This window comes from Enterobacter sp. 5-4, from assembly GCF_000612205.1.
GTDB classification, from domain to species: domain Bacteria; phylum Pseudomonadota; class Gammaproteobacteria; order Enterobacterales; family Enterobacteriaceae; genus Enterobacter; species Enterobacter roggenkampii.
Genome location: NZ_JFHW01000036.1, coordinates 79,136 through 97,692, shown reverse-complemented (window position 1 = coordinate 97,692; position 18,557 = coordinate 79,136). Strand labels below are relative to the sequence as shown.

Genomic DNA, 18,557 nt, shown 5'->3' with positions numbered 1-18,557 from the left:
TAATTATTATCAATTAAATTGTTAAGAAATATATCTTTGTTACAGGGGGCGGGAATAAAAAAGCCCGCTCAAACGAGCGGGCTAAGAGAGAGGAAGTGCGATTATTGTTTAAATCGTTCCGGGAATTCCATTTCACTGTAGCGAACGAAGTGTGTTCCTTTCGTCAGCTTGTAGCCAAACCAGATGACGAGGAACAGCGGAATACCAATGTAGGTTGCCGTGACGGCGCCCCAGTCAATGGTGTCCGCCAGGAACGCTTCATAGTTCTGTCCCAGCGTAATAATCAGGCACAGAATGAAGGCGAAAATGGGACCCAGCGGGAAGAACCCTGAGCGATACGGCAGCTGGTTAACGTCATAACCCTGTTTGACGTAGCCACGGCGGAAACGATAGTGGCTAATGGCAATCCCCAGCCAGGCAATAAAGCCCGTCATCCCGGAGGTGTTAAGCAGCCACAGGTACACCGTCTGGTTGCCAAACATAGAGGTCAGGAAGCACAGGCCGGCAATCACCGTTGTGGCGTACAGTGCGTTGCGCGGTACGCCGCCACGGGACAGCTTCGCGAAAATACGCGGTGCTTTACCGTCGCATGCCAGCGTGTAGAGCATACGGGTGGACGCGTACATCCCGGAGTTACCGGCAGAAAGTACGGCGGTCAGGATAACGGCGTTCATCACCGCTGCGGCTGAAAGCAGGCCGGCATGCTGGAAGACCAGCGTGAACGGGCTGACGCTAATGTCTTTGACGTCATTACGCAGCAGGCTTGGATCGGTGTACGGAATGATCAGGCTGATAATCAGGATCGCGAACACATAGAACAGCAGGATACGCCAGAAGACCTGACGAACCGCGCGCGGAATATTCTTCTCCGGGTTCTCTGACTCACCGGCAGCAATGCCAATCAGCTCGGTTCCCTGGAAAGAGAAGCCGACAATCATTGCCACGCCAATCATTGCCGACAGTCCACCGGCAAACGGCGCATCGCCTATTGTCCAGTTACTCCAGCCCGCAGGTTCAGCGCCTTTGAAAATACCAACGATCATCGCCACACCGACGACGATAAAGATGATGACGGTTGCCACTTTGATCAAAGAGAACCAGTATTCCGCTTCGCCGAAACCGCGCACGGAGATGTAGTTCAGCAGGAAGATGACGGCCAGGAACAGGGCGCTCCAGATCCAGCCCGGCGTATCCGGGAACCACCAGTTCATCACCAGCTGTGCGGCGACAAGGTCAACGGCGATGGTGACCGCCCAGTTGTACCAGTAGTTCCAGCCCAGCGCGAAGCCGAAGCCTTCTTCAACGTATTTTTGACCATAGGTCGAGAACGAACCGGATACCGGCATGTACGCGGCCAGTTCGCCGAGACTGGTCATCAGGAAGTACACCATCAGGCCAATCAGGATATAAGAGAAAAGTGCCCCACCCGGGCCGGCTGCCGAAATCGTTGCGCCAGAGGCAACGAAAAGACCTGTACCGATGGAGCCGCCAATGGCGATCATCGTCAGGTGACGCGCCTTGAGTTCACGACGTAGCGTGGGCGCTTCTGTGGTTTTAATTTCTGAAACCATATGAAAATGCTGTCCATTTAATAAATGAGGCGCGATTGTAGCAGACGATCCGCGTTCCTTCCGGCAGAAATACTCAGTTATAAGAGAGCTTCATGACGCGGCCAGGATTATAAGTAAAGCATAATTTTTCCCTCTCCCCTTTGGGGTGAGGGACGCTGTCAGATTTCGCAATAGCGCAGAAAACGCTGCAGGGAGCTGGAAAGGTGTTTCTGGCGATGATGAATGCACCACAGCGTGCGCACCAGTTTCGGAAGCGGAACGGGAATCTCCACCAGCGATCCGGTTTCCAGCTGTTCGGCAATAACGCGCCGGGAAAGACAGCTGATACCCAACCCGTGGCGCACCGCGTGCTTAATCGCCTCTGAGTTTCCCAATTCCATCCCCAGCTGGAAATGCGGCAGATGGGACAGCAGCAGGTAATCGACAATTTCACGCGTGCCGGAGCCCTGCTCGCGCAGGATCCACTGCGCCTGCGCCAGCCGCTCCAGCGTCACCTCGCCCTGCAATAACGACGAGGCCGGGGACGCAAACACCACCAGCTCGTCTTCCAGCCAGGGCTCGGCAATGATATCGACGTTGTGGCAGGGCCCCTCGATGAGGCCGATATCCACGCGGAAGTCGATCACCGCGTTGATGACGTCCTGGCTATTGCCCACGCTCATCTCCAGCGGCAGGGTCGGGAAATCCCGACGATAGCGGGCGATCACCTCCGGCAGGATGTAATTGCCGATGGTGCTGCTGGCGTAGACGCGGATCGCGCCGTTATCTTCGCGGAACAGCTGTTCGATTTCGATAGCCTGCTCCAGCAGCGCCAGCGCGCGTGGATAAAGAAGACGACCGTGTTCGTTGACCACCAGACGCTTCCCTACCCTGTCGAAAAGCTGAACGCCCAGCTGTCCTTCAAGATCGGTCAACGCCGCGCTGACCGCAGACTGCGAGAGCGCCAGCATTTGTGACGCCTGGGTCGTCGAGCCGCTTTTCAGCACCTCGGCAAACACTTCCAGCTGACGCAAAGTAATGTGCATGGTTACTTACCACTTATATAGATTGATTATAAGTATATAATCAATTTTATTTTTAAGCCAGACCGCCGTAACCTTTAGCCAGACAAAGGAGAAGGTTATGTCAGAAATCACCTTACAACATCATCGTACAGTGTGGCACTTCGTGCCGGGTCTTGCGCTCAGCGCCGCAGTGACCGCCATAGCGCTATGGGGCGGCAGCATCCCAGCCATCGCAGGCGCAGGTTTCAGCGCGCTGACGCTCGCCATTTTGCTCGGCATGGTCGTGGGTAACACCGTTTATCCACATATCTGGAAATCCTGCGACGGCGGCGTAATCTTTGCCAAGCAGCATCTGCTGCGTCTTGGGATCATTCTTTATGGCTTTCGTCTCACCTTTTCGCAGATTGCGGATGTGGGTGCGAGCGGGATCGCCATCGACGTTCTGACCCTGACCAGCACCTTTTTACTGGCCTGCTTTATCGGTCAGAAAGTGTTTGGCCTGGACAGGCAAACCAGCTGGCTGATCGGTGCCGGGAGCAGTATCTGTGGCGCAGCGGCGGTGCTGGCAACGGAGCCGGTCGTGAAAGCCGAAGCCAGCAAGGTAACGGTTGCCGTCGCGACGGTGGTGATCTTCGGTACGCTGGCGATTTTCCTCTACCCGGCCATGTATCCGCTGGTCGCCCACTGGTTTAGCCCGGAAACCTACGGCATCTATATCGGCTCGACCATGCACGAAGTGGCCCAGGTGGTCGCAGCAGGACACGCCATTAACCCGGACGCTGAAAACGCGGCGGTGATTGCCAAAATGCTGCGCGTGATGATGCTGGCGCCGTTCCTGATTTTCCTGGCCGCACGGGTTAAACAGCTGGCTCCGGCGGGCGGCAGCGAGAAGAGCAAAATCACCATTCCGTGGTTTGCGATCCTGTTCATCGTGGTCGCTATCTTTAACTCCTTCCACCTGCTGCCGAAAGCGGTGGTGGATATGCTGGTGACGCTGGATACCGTACTGCTGGCGATGGCCATGGCGGCGCTGGGGGTGACCACGCACGTCAGCGCGCTGAAAAAAGCCGGTGCGAAACCGCTGCTGATGGCGCTGGTGCTCTTCATCTGGCTGATTGTCGGCGGTGGCGCAATTAACCTCGCGGTCCATAGCCTGATGGCATAAACCACTACATCCTTCTCCTGTTAACCCGCTATCATAGGCATTTCGGGTTAACAGGAGTCCCTTTATGAAATATGTTGGAGCGCACGTTAGCGCTGCAGGTGGCCTTGCGAATGCCGCCATTCGTGCCGCCGAAATTGAGGCGACCGCTTTCGCCCTGTTCACCAAAAATCAGCGCCAGTGGCGCGCCGCACCGCTCACCGCTGAGGTGATTGATGATTTCAAAGCCGCCTGTGAGAAATACCGCTACGGGCCCGGCCAGATCCTCCCCCACGACAGCTACCTGATCAACCTCGGTCACCCGGTTGAAGAAGCGCTGGAAAAATCCCGCGAGGCGTTTCTGGATGAAGTGCAACGCTGCGAACAGCTGGGGCTGACGCTGCTGAACTTCCATCCGGGCAGCCATCTGATGCAGATCGACGAAGATGCCTGCCTGGCGCGCATTGCGGAGTCCATCAACATCACTCTGGATAAAACCAAAGGCGTGACGGCGGTGATTGAGAACACCGCTGGTCAGGGCAGCAACCTCGGCTTTAAGTTCGAACATCTGGCGGCGATTATCGACGGCGTGGAGGACAAATCCCGCGTCGGCGTGTGCATTGATACCTGCCACGCGTTTGCCGCCGGTTATGACCTGCGCACCACCGAGGCAACAAAAAACACGTTTGATGAGTTCGAGCGCATTGTGGGCTTTAAATACCTGCGTGGAATGCACTTAAACGATGCGAAAAGCGCCTTTGGTAGCCGCGTTGACCGCCATCACAGCCTGGGCGAAGGCAACATTGGCCACGATGCGTTCCGCTTTATTATGCAGGACGCCCGCTTCGACGGTATTCCGATGGTGCTTGAAACCATCAATCCGGACATCTGGGCAGAAGAGATTGCCTGGCTGAAGGCACAGCAAACCGCTGAACAGGCGGCATAAAAAAAGCCGGGTTGCATTAGCACCCGGCTTTTTTATTGCTTACCGCTTACGCTGCTTTCGCCACAACTTCCGCTTCCGGACGTTTCAGCACCGCGTAAGAGAGGCCCGCCACCAGCGTACCGGCAACAATCGCCAGCAGGTAGCCCAGTACCGGGGTGATGGCGCCAGGGATCAGCAGCACGAACAGACCGCCGTGTGGTGCCATCAGTTTTGCGCCAATCGCCATGGAGATTGCACCCGTTACCGCACCACCCGCGATACAGCACGGCAGCACACGCATTGGGTCACGCGCCGCGAACGGAATCGCACCTTCGGTGATGAAGCACAGACCCAGCACCAGCGCGGCTTTACCACCTTCCTGCTGCGCTTTATCGAACTTACGACGGGCAATAATCGTCGCCAGGCCGAGCGCCAGAGGAGGCACCATGCCTGCCGCCATGATCGCCGCCATTGGCGCGTAGGTCTGGGTACTCAGCAGGCCCACACCAAAGGCATACGCCGCTTTGTTCACAGGCCCCCCCATGTCGGTACACATCATGCCGCCGAGGATTGCACCCAGCAGAACCGCGTTCGCGGTGCCCATGGTCTGCAGCCAGTGGGTCAGACCCGCCAGGATGCCCGCAACCGGCTTACCAATCAGGTAAATCATCGCCAGGCCGACCACCAGGCTGGAAATCAGCGGGATGATCAGGATCGGCTTCAGCGCTTCCATACTCTGCGGCAGCTTCAGCTTCGAGCTAATCAGCTTCGCGACGTAACCGGCGAGGAAGCCCGCGATGATACCGCCGATAAAGCCGGAACCGGTGCTCACGGCCAGCATACCGCCGATAAGACCCGGGGTCAGACCCGGGCGGTCAGCAATGGAGAAGGCAATAAAGCCCGCCAGTACCGGCACCATCAGGGCGAAGGCTGAGCCCCCGCCGATCTGCATCAGCGCTGCCGCCAGCGTTCCTTCTTCTTTAAACGCGGTGATACCAAACGCGAACGAGAGCGCGATACACAGACCGCCCGCGACCACCATCGGCAGCATGTAAGACACGCCGGTCAGCAGGTGGCGATAGGCGCCTGCTGACTCTTTCTTCCCTTCCGTCGCGGTCTGGCGCGCGCCGGTTGCCTGATACGGCTTCGCTTCCACCAGCGCTTTATCAAACTCCTGCGCGGTCTTTTTCAGCGCCAGGCCAGTGGAGGTGCGGTACATTGGCTTACCGGCAAATTTCGCCAGGTCCACTTCGATATCTGCCGCCACAATCACCAGATCGGCCTCCGCCACTTCCTCTGGGGTGATGGCATTGCCGGCACCGACGGAGCCGCGCGTTTCAACTTTTACCCACCAGCCGCGTTTTTTCGCTTCGGTTTCAATGGCTTCAGCCGCCATAAAGGTGTGAGCCACCCCCGTCGGGCAGGCCGTCACCGCCACAATGCGTTTCGGGCCCGTGGCCGCAGCCGGTGCCGTCGCGACAGGCGCGCTGTAGACAGACGCGTGGCCTTTCGCTTCGCTCAGGAACAGTTCCGGATGTGCCACCGCGCGATTAATATCGCCCAGCCACACTTTTTTGCCGTTCAGCGCGCTGTCAGCCGGGATGTTGTCGCCCAGGACAATGGCCAGTTCGGCATCGCCCGGGTTATCAGTCATCTCGAGATGTGCTTTGTTCGCCGCCGCTCCCAGCAAGGTCTTCGCCATATAGGCGCGTGCCTGTCCGAGACCGGAGTCAATGATCAGCAGCGTTTTCATTATTCCTCTCCTGCTGTTAGTTAAAAGGTTTTAAGTCAACGCGCGCCATCATCGCGGCTAACTGGGTACGATCGGTAATACCGACATTGCTCTGGCTGACGGCCAGGGCAGCAACGGCAGTGGCAAGACGTAAAGTATGTTCACTGGATTCCCGCATCAGCAGACCATAAATCAGTCCGCCAACCATGGAATCCCCTGCGCCAACGGTACTCACAACCTCCATTGACGGCGGTTTGGCGATCCATTCGCCAGACGCGTTAACCCACAACGCGCCTTCTGCACCAAGAGAGATCACCACGTGAGCGATACCCTGCTCGCGCAGCGCATGGGCAGCGTCAATCACATCTTTTAATTCTGGCAGCTTACGGCCCGCCCAGATCTCCAGTTCGCGGCGATTCGGCTTCACCAGCCACGGCGAGGCTTTCAGGCCCGCGACCAGCGCGTCACGGCTGCTGTCAAAAATAATGCATGGGCACTGGCTGCGCAGGCGCGTCATCCAGTCGGTAAACGCTTCCGGGCTGACGCCGGACGGCAGGCTGCCGCTGACGCACACCATGTCGAACTGGCCCAGCCAGGTCAGCGAGTCGTTGACAAAGCGTTCCCAGTCTGACGGCGTCACTTCGAAGCCAGAGAAGTTCAGATCGGTCACTTCACCGTCTTTCTCCGTCAGCTTAACGTTGATACGGGTACGGCCCTGAACAACCTGGAAACGGTTGGCAATGCCCAGCTCGCTGAACAGCTGCTGGAAACCATCCTGGTTGTCTTTACCGAGGAATCCGCCCACGGTGACATCGATACCGAGATCCTTGAGCACTTTCGCGACGTTAATCCCTTTGCCCGCAGCATGCAGGCCGGTGGTACGCACGAGGTTAACTTCGCCGCGCTCAATTTCCGGGCAAAACCCCACCAGGTCATAAGCCGGGTTCAGCGTAATAGTCGCAACACGTCTGCTCATTATGCGCCCTCCCCCAGACCCGCCGCGATGGCATCGCCAATCGCTTTCAGCGCCTGTTCAGCATCGGCACCCTGCGCGGTGAAACGCAGACGGTGGCCTTTCTTCACGCCCAGCGCGACCACTTTCATCAGACTACGGCCGTTGGCCGGTTTGCCCGTGCCGTCAAGATTCGCCACGGTAATCTCACTCTCGAATTGTTTAATGGTATTCACCAGCATGGTGCCCGGACGGGCATGCAGGCCGTGCTCGTTACGCACCACGAACTCCGCGGTTAGCACGTCATCCGTCAGCGCATCATCACTGGTTAGCAGTGCCAGCACGGTGGACGCATCAGCGTTCAGCAGTTTTTCAGCTTTGTTGTTCAGCAGCAGATCGCCAAGACGCTTCAGCACGGAAACCGGCTGTTCATCAGCCATCGCGACGGTCACCAGCATGGCTGCGCGCTCGCCTTCTACCTCAAACGCCGAGGCAGCACGGCTCACGGCAATCGCACTGCGCAGGTTGCCTTCAGCACTGTCGTTCAGCCAGATGCCCTGACCCAGATTCAACGGCTTATCGTTAATCACGCGCGTCACAAAGGTGGCATCCGCCGCGCCGGCTTCTTTCAGACGACCCGCGTTCAGCGCCTGCAGCGTCACCAGATCGGAAGCAACCACATCCAGCGTCAGCGTTTCATTATCCAGTTTCAGCGCTTCACTCTGTTTTTCGCCCATCAGCAAGGCGCGCAGCTCTTCCGCGGTGGTGGCGGATTTAAGCTGTTCAGCCACCGCGTCATCGCTCAGGACATGCGTCAGCTGACGCAACAGACCTAAATGTTCATCGCTGCTGGCCGCGATACCGATGGCCACATAGGCCACCTGACCGTCGCCCCAGAGCACGCCCTGCGGGAACTGATACACCTTAACGCCGGTTTTCAGCACCTGATCGCGGGTGTCGGTGGTACCGTGCGGAATGGCAATGCCATTGCCGAGGAAGGTTGAAGTCTGCTGCTCGCGGGCCAGCATGCCGTTGACATAGCCGTCCGCGACGTTACCCGCCTGCACAAGCGCAGCGGCAACCTGGCGAATAGCCTCTTCTTTATCCCCGGCCTGAGCGCCCGGGTGGATATCCTGAACAGATAACTGGAACATGGTTCTCCACTCCTGCTGAACTTGAATCGTTTCAGCTTTAATGAGAAAAAATGCGCTAGCCTGCTCCGTTTGTTAAAACAAGATAGCGCTGAAACGTTTCAAAAAGTCTTGCGCTTTCTGCTGTGCCTTGCAAGTAAACTCGTCTTTCTGATATCAGAATTTAGAGATACAGCACATTTCTTCTTCATTGAGCTGAATTTTGCTGAAGTTCAGCAAGTCAGTTTCAGCTAAGGTCAGCAGCGTGAGAGGCAAGTTGAAATGCCATTTTGATTTTTCGTGGCATCATTGACCGCACCCACTGTTTATTTTTTAGCTGACGGCGTACACTCCGCCCCTCTCTGCTACTCGCTAATTATAAAACATGCATAACATCCCTGCGGCTGCCTCGCCGAAGCCCTTTGACTTGACCTCAGCGGCCTTCCTGATTGTTGCATTTTTCACGGGCATTGCCGGTGCGTTACAGACGCCGACGCTGAGCTTATTTCTGACCAATGAGGTTCATGTTCGTCCGGCGCTGGTTGGCTTCTTTTTTACCGGAAGCGCCATCATCGGCATCCTGGTCAGTCAATTTCTGGCGGGGCGATCCGACAGAAAAGGCGATCGTAAAAGCCTGATCGTTTTCTGCTGCCTGCTGGGGGTCATGGCCTGCGTTCTTTTTGCCTGGAACCGCAACTACTTCATTCTGCTTTTCGTCGGGGTATTCCTGAGCAGCTTTGGCTCGACGGCTAACCCACAGCTGTTTGCGCTTGCCCGCGAACACGCCGACCATACCGGACGTGAAGCGGTGATGTTCAGCTCTGTCCTGCGTGCGCAGGTGTCGCTGGCGTGGGTGATTGGCCCGCCGCTGGCCTACGGGCTGGCGATGGGTTTTGGCTTTACGGTGATGTACCTGAGCGCGGCAGTCGCGTTTGTGGCGTGCGGCGCGCTGGTGTGGTTCTTCCTGCCGTCCATGCGCAAAGAGCCCAAGGTGGCAACGGGCGTGCTGGAAGCGCCGCGCCGTAACCGCCGCGATGCCCTGCTCCTGTTCGCGATCTGCACGCTGATGTGGGGCACCAATAGCCTCTATATCATCAATATGCCGCTGTTTATCATTAATGAACTGCACCTGCCGGAGAAGCTGGCGGGGATCATGATGGGCACCGCAGCCGGGCTTGAGATCCCGACCATGCTGATCGCGGGCTATTACGCTAAGCGCTTCGGAAAGCGTTTTTTAATGCGCATCGCCGCCGTCGCCGGTCTGCTGTTCTATCTCGGCATGCTGACGGTACATACGCCTGGGCTATTGCTGGCGTTACAGCTCCTGAACGCAATCTATATTGGTATTCTCGCCGGGATAGGCATGCTTTATTTCCAGGATCTGATGCCGGGCCAGGCAGGCTCTGCCACCACCCTTTATACTAATACCACCCGCGTGGGCTGGATTATTGCCGGTTCAATGGCCGGTGTCGTGGCCGAAATCTGGAATTATCACACGGTGTTCTGGATTGCGCTGGTGATGTGTACGCTGACGATTGGCTGCCTGGCGAGGATTAAAGACGTTTAAGGCGCGGTGAGCGCTTCCAGCTCAAGAAGGTACGTTATCGCCTGCTCTCGCGTGCTGCCGCACATTTCAGCCGTGGGCTGAAGCCCGGAGCAGACCTTCGGGCGCAACGGTGAGCCAAAGATCATGCACAGGTTCGTTTCCGAGAGCTGAACGCAGCGGGTATTGGCAGGCTTGCCCTCGGGCATTCCTGGAATGGGGCTTGAAATGGACGGTGCAGTACAGCACGCGCCACAATCGGGACGACAATCCATAAATGCTCTCTTCCGCTGGCGAATGCCCGTACGGTCGGGCATCGCGCGCACAGTAACACCTTTTGTGTATTGATAGCAAAAGCCACGAATTCCTCTTGCCTGAAAGGCCGCGCGCGAGTAATTTGGCGCGATATTTTTTACCTCCCGTAAACAGGATTACTGCAATGCCAAGAGCGAACGAAATTAAGAAAGGTATGGTACTGAATTACAACGGCAAACTGCTGATTGTGAAAGATATCGATATTCAGGCACCAAGCGCCCGTGGTGCAGCTACGCTGTACAAAATGCGTTTCGCCGATGTGCGTACCGGCCTGAAGGTGGAAGAGCGCTTTAAAGGTGACGATATCGTCGATACCGTGACCCTGACCCGTCGCTATGTTGATTTCTCCTACATCGACGGCAACGAATATGTGTTCATGGACAAAGAAGATTACACCCCGTATATCTTCACCAAAGACCAGATTGAAGAAGAGCTGCTGTTCATCCCGGAAGGCGGTATGCCTGATATGCAGGTTCTGACCTGGGACGGCGTGCTGTTGGCGCTGGAACTGCCTCAGACCGTCGATCTGGAAATCGTTGAAACCGCACCAGGCATCAAAGGCGCATCCGCCAGTGCCCGCAACAAACCGGCTACCCTGACCACCGGCCTGGTTGTGCAGGTGCCGGAATACCTTTCTGCTGGCGAGAAAATCCGCATCCATATCGAAGAAAAACGCTATATGGGTCGCGCTGACTGATTGCGGCGTTTGTCGGGTGGCGCTACGCTTACCCGACCTACGAAAAAACCGGCCCAGAAGCCGGTTTTTGTGTTTTTGTAGGCTGGGTAAGGCGAAGCCGCCACCCGGCAATTCCGGTTACAGCAGCTCCGGATACTTCGTCATCTTCAGCGCCAGCTCAACGCCGCGCACTTCCGCCATCCCTTTAAGACGGCCAATCGCCGAATAGCCCGGGTTGGTTTTCTTACGCAGATCGTCCAGCATCTGGTGTCCGTGATCCGGACGGAACGGGATAGGACGCACATCGCCAGCCTGCTTGCGACGCGCCTCTTCCGCCAGAATAGCGTCTACCACCGCGACCATATTCACATCACCGCCCAGGTGCGCCGCCTCGTGGAAGGTTTTTGGATTCTCTTCACGGCAGGTCGCGCGCAGATGCGTGAAGTGGATGCGATCGCCGAAGGTTTCAATCATCCGCACCAGGTCGTTATCCGCCCGCACACCGTAGGAGCCGGTACACATGGTAAAGCCGTTGTGGATGCTGTCGACCGTCTCTTTCAGCCACTGCATATCTTCAATCGTAGACACGATACGCGGCAGGCCGAGGATAGGACGCGGGGGATCGTCCGGATGTACCGCCAGGCGAACCCCCACCTCTTCCGCGACCGGCACAATTGCGCGCAGGAAATACGCCATGTTTTCACGCAGCTGCTGCTTATCAATATTGCCGTACTCCGCCAGGCGGGCGCGGAACTGATCCAGCGTATACCCCTCTTCGGCACCCGGCAGGCCCGCAATAATATTACGGGTCAGCTTTTCGATATCCGCGTCGCTGGCGGCATTGAACCATTGGAGCGCCTGCTGCTGCTCTTCAGCGGTGTAATCCGCTTCTGCGCCAGGGCGTTTCAGAATGTGCAGTTCGAATGCCGCAAAGGCAATCTGATCGAAACGCAGCGCTTTTGAGCCGTCCGGCATTTGATATTCGAGGTCTGTACGCGTCCAGTCCAGAATGGGCATGAAGTTGTAGCAAACGGTATCAATACCGCAGGCCGCGAGGTTACGGATGCTCTGCTGATAGTTGGCAATCCAGGTCTGATACTCGCCGGAATGGGTTTTGATGTCTTCGTGAACCGGAATGCTTTCCACCACAGACCAGGTTAATCCCTTTTCCGCCAGCAGCGCCTGACGCGTCTGTATTTCCTCTACCGGCCAGACCTGACCGTTAGGAATATGATGCAGCGCCGTGACGACACCCGTTGCGCCAGCCTGACGCACATCATCAAGAGAAACCGGATCGTTCGGCCCGTACCAACGCCAGGTTTGTTCCATTGCCTCACCCTCTTAAGTTGTTATACCAATATGCGTTACTGTAATGACGACTACCATACATGTTTGCCGTGAAGGGTCAATACACCGCCACACATTGATTGATCAAACTCACATAACGGGGATATTTACGGCTCACCAATTTCATTTGCTGTCATATAACTTTACACTGGCATTGTTAATTAATGGTTAATCAGGTGTATCTCATGAAGACAATTGCCTCCACCGCCCTTCCTGCCCGGGTTCAGCAACCGCGCTACGATCGTCAGCAACTGCGCTCCCGCATCGTCCACTTTGGCTTTGGCGCGTTTCACCGTGCGCACCAGGCCTTGTTAACAAATCGGGTGCTGAATGAAAAAGGCGGCGACTGGGGGATTTGTGAGATTAGCCTCTTCAGCGGCGACGTGCTGATGAGCCAGCTGCGCGCGCAGGATCATCTGTTCACCGTGTTGGAAAAAGGGGCTGAAGGAAATGAGGCGATTATCGTCGGTGCCGTCCATGAATGCCTGAACGCAAAGCTGGACTCCCTGCCCGCCATTATTGAGAAATTTTGCGAGCCTCAGGTCGCGATTGTCTCGCTCACCATCACAGAGAAAGGCTATTGCATCGATCCCGCGACCGGGAAACTCGACCTGAATAACCCCCGGATCGTCCAAGACCTTGAAAACCCCTCAGAGCCACATTCCGCCCCTGGGATCCTGGTCGAAGCGCTCCACCGCCGCCGCGAGCGCGGCCTGCCCGCCTTTACCGTGCTCTCCTGCGACAATATCCCCGACAACGGGCACGTGGTGAAAAACGCCGTGCTGGGCATGGCGCAAAAACGTTCCGCAGGGTTATCTGAATGGATCGATAGCCACGTAAGCTTCCCCGGAACGATGGTCGACAGGATTGTTCCCGCCGCGACGGAGGCCTCGCTGGCGGAAATCACCGACGCGCTCGGCGTGGAAGATCCGTGCGCCATCAGCTGCGAGCCGTTCATTCAGTGGGTAATAGAAGATAATTTTGTCGCCGGCCGTCCCGAGTGGGAAGTGGCGGGTGTCCAGATGGTGCAGGATGTTCTGCCGTGGGAGCAGATGAAATTACGCATGCTCAACGGCAGCCACTCTTTCCTGGCGTATCTCGGGTATCTTGCCGGCTACGCGCATATTAATGAATGCATGGAGGACACAGCGTTCCGAGAAGCCGCCCGTCGGCTGATGCTGAACGAGCAGGCCCCCACGTTACGGATTAAGGATGTCGACCTCACCGCGTATGCCGATAGCCTAATCGAACGCTTTGCCAACCCGGCCCTCCAGCATCGGACCTGGCAAATCGCGATGGACGGTAGCCAGAAGCTTCCGCAAAGAATGCTGGACGGGATCCGCGTTCATCTTGAGCGAAACACGCCGTGGTCGCTGCTGGCCCTGGGCGTGGCAGGCTGGATACGCTACGTCAGCGGCACCGACGAGCGCGGTAACGCGATTGACGTTCGCGATCCCCTCAGCGATAAAATCCGCACGATCGTCAACGCCAGCAGCGACATCGACCGCGTCCCCGCGCTGCTGGGGCTGAGCGAAGTGTTTGGTCACGATCTCGCGCACAATCGTGTTTTTGTTGAGGCTGTTAGCCAGGCCTATCAGCGCATCACCCGTCACGGCGCACGTCAGGCTGTTATCGAAACGTTAAATATTTAACGATTGTTGCGCTTAACGCGAACGGATAAAGCCTTCGTTCGCCCTTCCCCTTCTCACAGGTCACGTTTTTCGCCAGGATAGAGAACAGTGTTATCGCATCATCATTCTCATCCGGAGCGCACGTGACCAAAACCAACCTCATCACCGGTTTTCTCGGCAGCGGTAAAACCACCTCAATTCTCCACCTGCTGGCGAATAAAGATCCGGCCGAGAAGTGGGCCGTGCTGGTCAATGAATTTGGCGAGGTGGGCATTGACGGCGCGTTACTGTCATCCAGCGGCGCGATGATTAAAGAGATCCCCGGCGGATGCATGTGCTGCGTCAATGGCCTGCCGATGCAGGTGGGGCTCAATACCCTGCTGCGTCAGGGCAAACCCGACCGCCTGCTGATTGAGCCCACCGGGCTGGGCCACCCGAAGCAGATCCTCGATTTACTGACCGCCCCGGTTTACGAGCCGTGGATCGATCTGCGCGCCACACTGTGCCTGCTCGATCCGCGTCAGCTTCTGGATGACAAGGCGGTGGCCAACGAGAACTTCCGCGATCAGCTCGCCTCGGCGGACGTTATCGTCGCCAACAAGGAAGATCGCGCCACGCCTGAAAGCCAGGCCGCGCTGGAGGCGTGGTGGCAACATTTTGGCGGCAATCGCACGCGGGTGCAGACCACCCAGGGGAATATTGATAGCACCCTGCTTGACCTGCCTCGTCTGAACCTCACCGAGCTGCCTGCCAGCGCGGATCATGCGCACAGCCATCCGGTTAAGCAGGGTCTGGCAGCCCTGAGCCTGCCGGAGCACCAGCGCTGGCGTCGTAACCTGAACAGCGGCCAGGGATACCAGGCCTGCGGATGGATTTTCGATGCTGAGACCGTTTTCGATACTATCGGGATTCTGGAGTGGGCCCGCCTTGCGCCCGTCGATCGCGTGAAAGGGATCATGCGCACGCCGGACGGACTGGTGCGGATCAACCGCCAGGGCGACGATTTCTTCATTGAAACGCAGAACGTGGCGCCGCCTGACAGCCGAATAGAGTTAATTAGTGCGGTTAACGCCGACTGGAATGCCCTCCAGTCCAGCCTGTTGAGGATTCGTTTAAGTTCGGGCGGCTAACGTTGCCCCAGTTTTCACTCTATGCAGAACGTTATGACAACTCGATTTCCCCTGATATTACTGCTTAATGTCGCCGGTCTGGCGCTTTTCTTCTCCTGGTATATCCCGGCGAATCATGGTTTCTGGTTCCCCCTGGATTCTGGCATCTTTCACTTCTTCAACCAGGCGCTGGTGAAGAGCGACGCATTCCTGTGGCTGGTGGCCATCACCAACAACCGCGCCTTCGACGGTTTCTCGCTGCTGGCCATGGGCTGCCTGATGCTCTCTTTCTGGCTGAAAGAGGATAAAGCGGGACGTCGGCGTATTCTGATTATCGGTCTGGTAATGCTGCTGTTTGCTGTCGTCATTAATCAGCTGGCTACCGCGATAATTCCGGTTAAGCGTTCCAGCCCTACGCTCTTTTTCACCGATATTTATCGCGTCAGTGAGCTGCTGCATATTCCAACAAAAGATGCGTCGAAGGACAGTTTCCCCGGCGATCACGGCATGATGCTGCTCATTTTTTCCGCAGTCATGCTTCGCTATTTCGGCCGAAAAGCGTTTGCCATAGCCCTGATTATTTTTGTGGTTTTTGCCTTCCCGCGCGTAATGATTGGCGCTCACTGGTTCACCGATATTGCTGTCGGTTCGCTCTCCGTTGCGCTGATTGCGCTGCCGTGGTGTTTAATGACCCCGCTGAGCGACAGGATAATAGCGTTGTTCGATCGCTATCTTCCCGGTAGAGCGCAACAACAATTAAACAAATAACTAACCTAAATTAACGTGAGCTATCAGGGATCGACATGATCCCCGATAGCCTTCCCGCCACGATCTTTTCCCTCTGTCATATTCTTGTCATCACATTCATGATAAAAATGAAGCAATTGCGCGATCACGCGTCGGATCTGACCGCATTTTAAGCAATTACGGATTTTTACTTTCTGTATCACATTTTCTTATAAAAAAAAGGCTTTTTTTACTCGCAATACCCCTGGCAATCGGTTAATCTCGAACTCGTTTTGCCCCATAGGGATAATTATTTCGATGGTGAATAATTTTGTGCGCTATGCCACAAATGTGACCAGAAAGAATTGTCTCGATGTGAACAGATAATTAGTCTCGTCACGTTTGGCATTTTTATAACGATATTTGTCGTTAAGGACTTCAAGGGAAAATAAACAAAATGGTCAAATCTCAACCGTTTCTGAGATATATCTTGCGGGGGATCCCGGCGATAGCAGTCGCGGTACTGTTATCTGCATGTAGTACATCGAACACCGCGAAGAATATGCATCCTGAGACGCGTGTTGTGGGAATGGAAGATTCCTCTTCACTGCAAGCCTCTCAGGATGAATTTGAAAATATGGTACGTAATCTGGACGTGAAATCCCGCATTATGGACCAGTATGCTGACTGGAAAGGCGTGCGTTATCGTCTTGGCGGCAGCACGAAAACAGGTATTGATTGTTCCGGTTTTGTACAGCGTACGTTCCGCGAGCAATTTGGGTTAGATCTTCCGCGTTCAACCTATGAACAGCAGGAGATGGGCAAGTCGATTTCACGTACCAAACTGCGCACCGGCGATTTAGTTCTGTTCCGCGCGGGGTCTACAGGTCGACATGTTGGCATCTACATTGGTAATGACCAGTTCGTACATGCCTCCACCAGCAGCGGTGTGACCATTTCCAGCATGAACGAACCGTACTGGAAGAAGCGTTATAACGAAGCGCGCCGCGTACTGACCCGCAGTTAATATAACTATTGTATCGTTGGTTATCCCTTGGCTGGCGATATGATGAAAAAAAGCACTGCTTCGGCAGTGTTTTTTTTTGCCCGTTACACTGAATACATCAAGCGGCTTTTCAGGAATCACGACGTCTATGCTCACCCGCTACTTCTCCAGTAATCGTAAAATACTGATCCTCAGTATTATCACGGGTCTCATCACCGCCCTGCTCCTGGGTTCCCTGCAATTTTCGTGGAGTTACCACAAGCGGGAAGTCAAATTCGACACCCTGGTGAATGATGTGAGCGCCTACATGGGGAGCTATTTCGAAGACCTAAAAAAAGCGGTCAATGTCCTCCAGCCTCTCACGCTGAACACGTGCCAGGACGTCAACCAGGAACTCACCTCACGCGCGGCCTTCAGCATTAACGTTCGCGCCTTCCTGCTGGTCCGGGACAAGATGGCATTCTGCTCCTCGGCAACAGGCCCGATGAATGCCCCGATGGAGACGCTCATACCTGAGCTGAACATCAATAAACAGATCGATATGGCGTTGCTTCCGGGTACCCCCATGCTGCCTGATGAACCTGCGATTGCGATCTGGTACCGCAACCCATTAGTGAAGGACGGCGGGGTGTTCACTTCTGTGAATATTAATCTGACGCCTTACCTGCTTTATACTGAGCGCCAGGACGAGTTCGCGGGTATCGCTATCATTATCGGCGATAACGCCTTGTCGACGCGGTCCAGCACGCTGGTTCATACCCGCGACTTGCATGACATCCCGGTCCGCACGGCGACGCTGAAAGACCTCCCCCTGACCATCAACCTGTATGCGGACGCATGGACCAGCGATGAAATTCTCTACGCGCTGTTCTTCGGGCTGGTATGCGGGATTTGTGCCGGATCGCTTAACTACTACATCCTCAGCATTCGGCTCAACCCGGGTAAAGAAATTTTAAGCGCTATAAAGCGCGGTCAGTTTTATGTGGTTTATCAGCCCGTCGTCGATGCCAAATCGCTCAGGATGACCGGGCTTGAAGTCCTGATGCGCTGGAAACACCCGACAATGGGGGAAATTCCGCCGGACGCGTTTATCAATTTTGCCGAAGCACAGAAGCTGATTGTCCCGCTGACGCTGCATCTCTTTGACCTTATCATTCACGATGCGCCCGTGTTACAAACGCTGTTACCTCCGGGCGCAAAGGTGGGTATTAACATTGCACCGGGGCATCTGCATGCGGAAAGCTTCAAGGACGATATGCGCACCTTCAAAGCCCTGCTGCCGCCGGATTACTTCCAGATCGTGCTGGAAATTACCGAGCGCGATATGCTCAACCATCGGGAGGCCAACACCCTTTTCGAATGGCTGCATAACGAAGGGTTTGAAATCGCCATTGATGATTTTGGTACCGGCCACAGCGCGCTGATTTACCTTGAGCATTTCACCATGGACTATCTCAAAATCGACCGTGGTTTTGTTAATGCGATCGGTACCGAGACCGTGACGTCGCCGGTGCTGGATGCCGTTCTGACGCTGGCAAGACGACTGAATATGTCGACCGTCGCCGAAGGGGTAGAGACGCCGGAACAGGCGGCCTGGCTGCGCGAACACGGCGTTAACTTCCTGCAGGGATACTGGATTAGCCGCCCGATGCCGCTGGCGCAGTTCCGCGAATGGCGGCCTGATATTTCGCCCGAAGGCGATTAATTTCACATTGCCCGTGACGTCACTTATTATTCAGCTTAACCGAG

General features: G+C 55.9%; 16 protein-coding genes. 9 read left to right on the top strand and 7 right to left on the bottom strand.

The window, feature by feature from the left end; translation table 11 throughout:
* Nucleotides 1-101 precede the first annotated feature (101 nt).
* Together AA74_RS0120525 and yieE are read right to left on the bottom strand one after the other, a co-directional pair.
* Nucleotides 102-1,571 (bottom strand): amino acid permease, encoded by a 1,470-nt coding sequence (locus AA74_RS0120525; RefSeq protein WP_008500931.1) that lies wholly within the window; start codon nt 1,569-1,571, stop codon nt 102-104.
* 158 nt (nt 1,572-1,729) lie between these two features.
* Nucleotides 1,730-2,596 carry a DNA-binding transcriptional regulator YeiE gene (gene yieE / locus AA74_RS0120520; protein ID WP_008500932.1) on the bottom strand — a complete coding sequence of 289 codons (867 nt, stop codon included), beginning with the start codon at nt 2,594-2,596 and terminating at the stop codon, nt 1,730-1,732.
* A 97-nt stretch (nt 2,597-2,693) separates the two neighbouring features.
* On the opposite strand from yieE, the gene AA74_RS0120515 reads away from it, so the two are divergent.
* Nucleotides 2,694-3,740, top strand: coding sequence for a YeiH family protein (locus AA74_RS0120515; RefSeq protein WP_025913182.1), 1,047 nt, complete (start codon nt 2,694-2,696; stop codon nt 3,738-3,740).
* A 64-nt stretch (nt 3,741-3,804) separates the two neighbouring features.
* Nucleotides 3,805-4,662: a deoxyribonuclease IV gene (gene nfo / locus AA74_RS0120510; RefSeq protein ID WP_023294038.1), complete on the top strand. Its 858-nt coding sequence runs from the start codon at nt 3,805-3,807 to the stop codon at nt 4,660-4,662.
* Nucleotides 4,663-4,708: 46 nt separating this feature from the next.
* Here nfo and fruA read toward each other — a convergent pair whose 3' ends face one another.
* The 3 genes from fruA to fruB are packed head-to-tail and all read right to left on the bottom strand — an operon-like array spanning nt 4,709 to nt 8,479.
* Complete coding sequence (gene fruA / locus AA74_RS0120505; RefSeq protein WP_008500935.1) at nt 4,709-6,394, bottom strand: PTS fructose transporter subunit IIBC; 1,686 nt, start codon at nt 6,392-6,394, stop codon at nt 4,709-4,711.
* 16 nt (nt 6,395-6,410) lie between these two features.
* Nucleotides 6,411-7,349: a 1-phosphofructokinase gene (gene fruK, locus AA74_RS0120500; protein WP_008500936.1), complete on the bottom strand. Its 939-nt coding sequence runs from the start codon at nt 7,347-7,349 to the stop codon at nt 6,411-6,413.
* A complete protein-coding gene (gene fruB / locus AA74_RS0120495) occupies nt 7,349-8,479 on the bottom strand; it encodes a fused PTS fructose transporter subunit IIA/HPr protein (protein ID WP_008500937.1) in 1,131 nt (376 codons plus the stop codon). The genes fruK and fruB overlap by 1 nt, the downstream gene beginning before the upstream one ends.
* A 361-nt stretch (nt 8,480-8,840) precedes the next feature.
* On the opposite strand from fruB, the gene setB reads away from it, so the two are divergent.
* Nucleotides 8,841-10,022: a sugar efflux transporter SetB gene (gene setB / locus AA74_RS0120485; protein ID WP_025913181.1), complete on the top strand. Its 1,182-nt coding sequence runs from the start codon at nt 8,841-8,843 to the stop codon at nt 10,020-10,022.
* Here the strand turns inward: setB and AA74_RS01000000122390 are convergent.
* Nucleotides 10,019-10,273, bottom strand: a complete 255-nt coding sequence (locus AA74_RS01000000122390) for a YkgJ family cysteine cluster protein (protein ID WP_021241515.1) — start codon at nt 10,271-10,273, stop codon at nt 10,019-10,021. The two genes, setB and AA74_RS01000000122390, sit on opposite strands and share 4 nt — an antisense overlap.
* 164 nt (nt 10,274-10,437) lie before the next feature.
* Here AA74_RS01000000122390 and yeiP point away from each other — a divergent pair, with 164 nt between their 5' ends.
* Complete coding sequence (gene yeiP, locus AA74_RS0120480; protein WP_008500940.1) at nt 10,438-11,010, top strand: elongation factor P-like protein YeiP; 573 nt, start codon at nt 10,438-10,440, stop codon at nt 11,008-11,010.
* Nucleotides 11,011-11,127: 117 nt separating this feature from the next.
* Here the strand turns inward: yeiP and uxuA are convergent, their stop codons facing one another.
* Entirely contained in the window at nt 11,128-12,318 is a 1,191-nt protein-coding gene (gene uxuA, locus AA74_RS0120475; protein WP_025913180.1) for a mannonate dehydratase, read from the bottom strand.
* Nucleotides 12,319-12,521: 203 nt separating this feature from the next.
* Between uxuA and AA74_RS0120470 the strand changes: the two genes are divergently transcribed.
* From AA74_RS0120470 to AA74_RS0120445, 5 genes are all read left to right on the top strand, one after another.
* The gene (locus tag AA74_RS0120470) at nt 12,522-13,988 is read left to right on the top strand and encodes a mannitol dehydrogenase family protein (RefSeq protein WP_025913179.1); all 1,467 of its coding nucleotides are present in this window, start codon (nt 12,522-12,524) and stop codon (nt 13,986-13,988) included.
* Between the two features lie 122 nt (nt 13,989-14,110).
* Complete coding sequence (locus tag AA74_RS0120465) at nt 14,111-15,097, top strand: GTP-binding protein (protein WP_008500943.1); 987 nt, start codon at nt 14,111-14,113, stop codon at nt 15,095-15,097.
* A gap of 33 nt (nt 15,098-15,130) precedes the next feature.
* Nucleotides 15,131-15,844 (top strand): phosphatase PAP2 family protein, encoded by a 714-nt coding sequence (locus tag AA74_RS0120460; RefSeq protein WP_023618663.1) that lies wholly within the window; start codon nt 15,131-15,133, stop codon nt 15,842-15,844.
* A 415-nt stretch (nt 15,845-16,259) separates the two neighbouring features.
* Nucleotides 16,260-16,829: a bifunctional murein DD-endopeptidase/murein LD-carboxypeptidase gene (gene mepS, locus AA74_RS0120450; RefSeq protein ID WP_008500946.1), complete on the top strand. Its 570-nt coding sequence runs from the start codon at nt 16,260-16,262 to the stop codon at nt 16,827-16,829.
* 127 nt (nt 16,830-16,956) lie between these two features.
* Nucleotides 16,957-18,513, top strand: coding sequence for a cyclic di-GMP phosphodiesterase (locus AA74_RS0120445; RefSeq protein ID WP_008500947.1), 1,557 nt, complete (start codon nt 16,957-16,959; stop codon nt 18,511-18,513).
* Nucleotides 18,514-18,557 lie beyond the last annotated feature (44 nt).

Excerpts from the sequence above, each read along its gene's own strand:
- AA74_RS0120525 (WP_008500931.1), bottom strand. The coding sequence starts at position 1,571 with ATGGTTTCAGAAATTAAAACCACAGAAGCGCCCACGCTACGTCGTGAA.
- yieE (WP_008500932.1), bottom strand. The coding sequence starts at position 2,596 with ATGCACATTACTTTGCGTCAGCTGGAAGTGTTTGCCGAGGTGCTGAAA.
- AA74_RS0120515 (WP_025913182.1), top strand. The coding sequence starts at position 2,694 with ATGTCAGAAATCACCTTACAACATCATCGTACAGTGTGGCACTTCGTG.
- nfo (WP_023294038.1), top strand. The coding sequence starts at position 3,805 with ATGAAATATGTTGGAGCGCACGTTAGCGCTGCAGGTGGCCTTGCGAAT.
- fruA (WP_008500935.1), bottom strand. The coding sequence starts at position 6,394 with ATGAAAACGCTGCTGATCATTGACTCCGGTCTCGGACAGGCACGCGCC.
- fruK (WP_008500936.1), bottom strand. The coding sequence starts at position 7,349 with ATGAGCAGACGTGTTGCGACTATTACGCTGAACCCGGCTTATGACCTG.
- fruB (WP_008500937.1), bottom strand. The coding sequence starts at position 8,479 with ATGTTCCAGTTATCTGTTCAGGATATCCACCCGGGCGCTCAGGCCGGG.
- setB (WP_025913181.1), top strand. The coding sequence starts at position 8,841 with ATGCATAACATCCCTGCGGCTGCCTCGCCGAAGCCCTTTGACTTGACC.
- AA74_RS01000000122390 (WP_021241515.1), bottom strand. The coding sequence starts at position 10,273 with ATGGATTGTCGTCCCGATTGTGGCGCGTGCTGTACTGCACCGTCCATT.
- yeiP (WP_008500940.1), top strand. The coding sequence starts at position 10,438 with ATGCCAAGAGCGAACGAAATTAAGAAAGGTATGGTACTGAATTACAAC.
- uxuA (WP_025913180.1), bottom strand. The coding sequence starts at position 12,318 with ATGGAACAAACCTGGCGTTGGTACGGGCCGAACGATCCGGTTTCTCTT.
- AA74_RS0120470 (WP_025913179.1), top strand. The coding sequence starts at position 12,522 with ATGAAGACAATTGCCTCCACCGCCCTTCCTGCCCGGGTTCAGCAACCG.
- AA74_RS0120460 (WP_023618663.1), top strand. The coding sequence starts at position 15,131 with ATGACAACTCGATTTCCCCTGATATTACTGCTTAATGTCGCCGGTCTG.
- mepS (WP_008500946.1), top strand. The coding sequence starts at position 16,260 with ATGGTCAAATCTCAACCGTTTCTGAGATATATCTTGCGGGGGATCCCG.
- AA74_RS0120445 (WP_008500947.1), top strand. The coding sequence starts at position 16,957 with ATGCTCACCCGCTACTTCTCCAGTAATCGTAAAATACTGATCCTCAGT.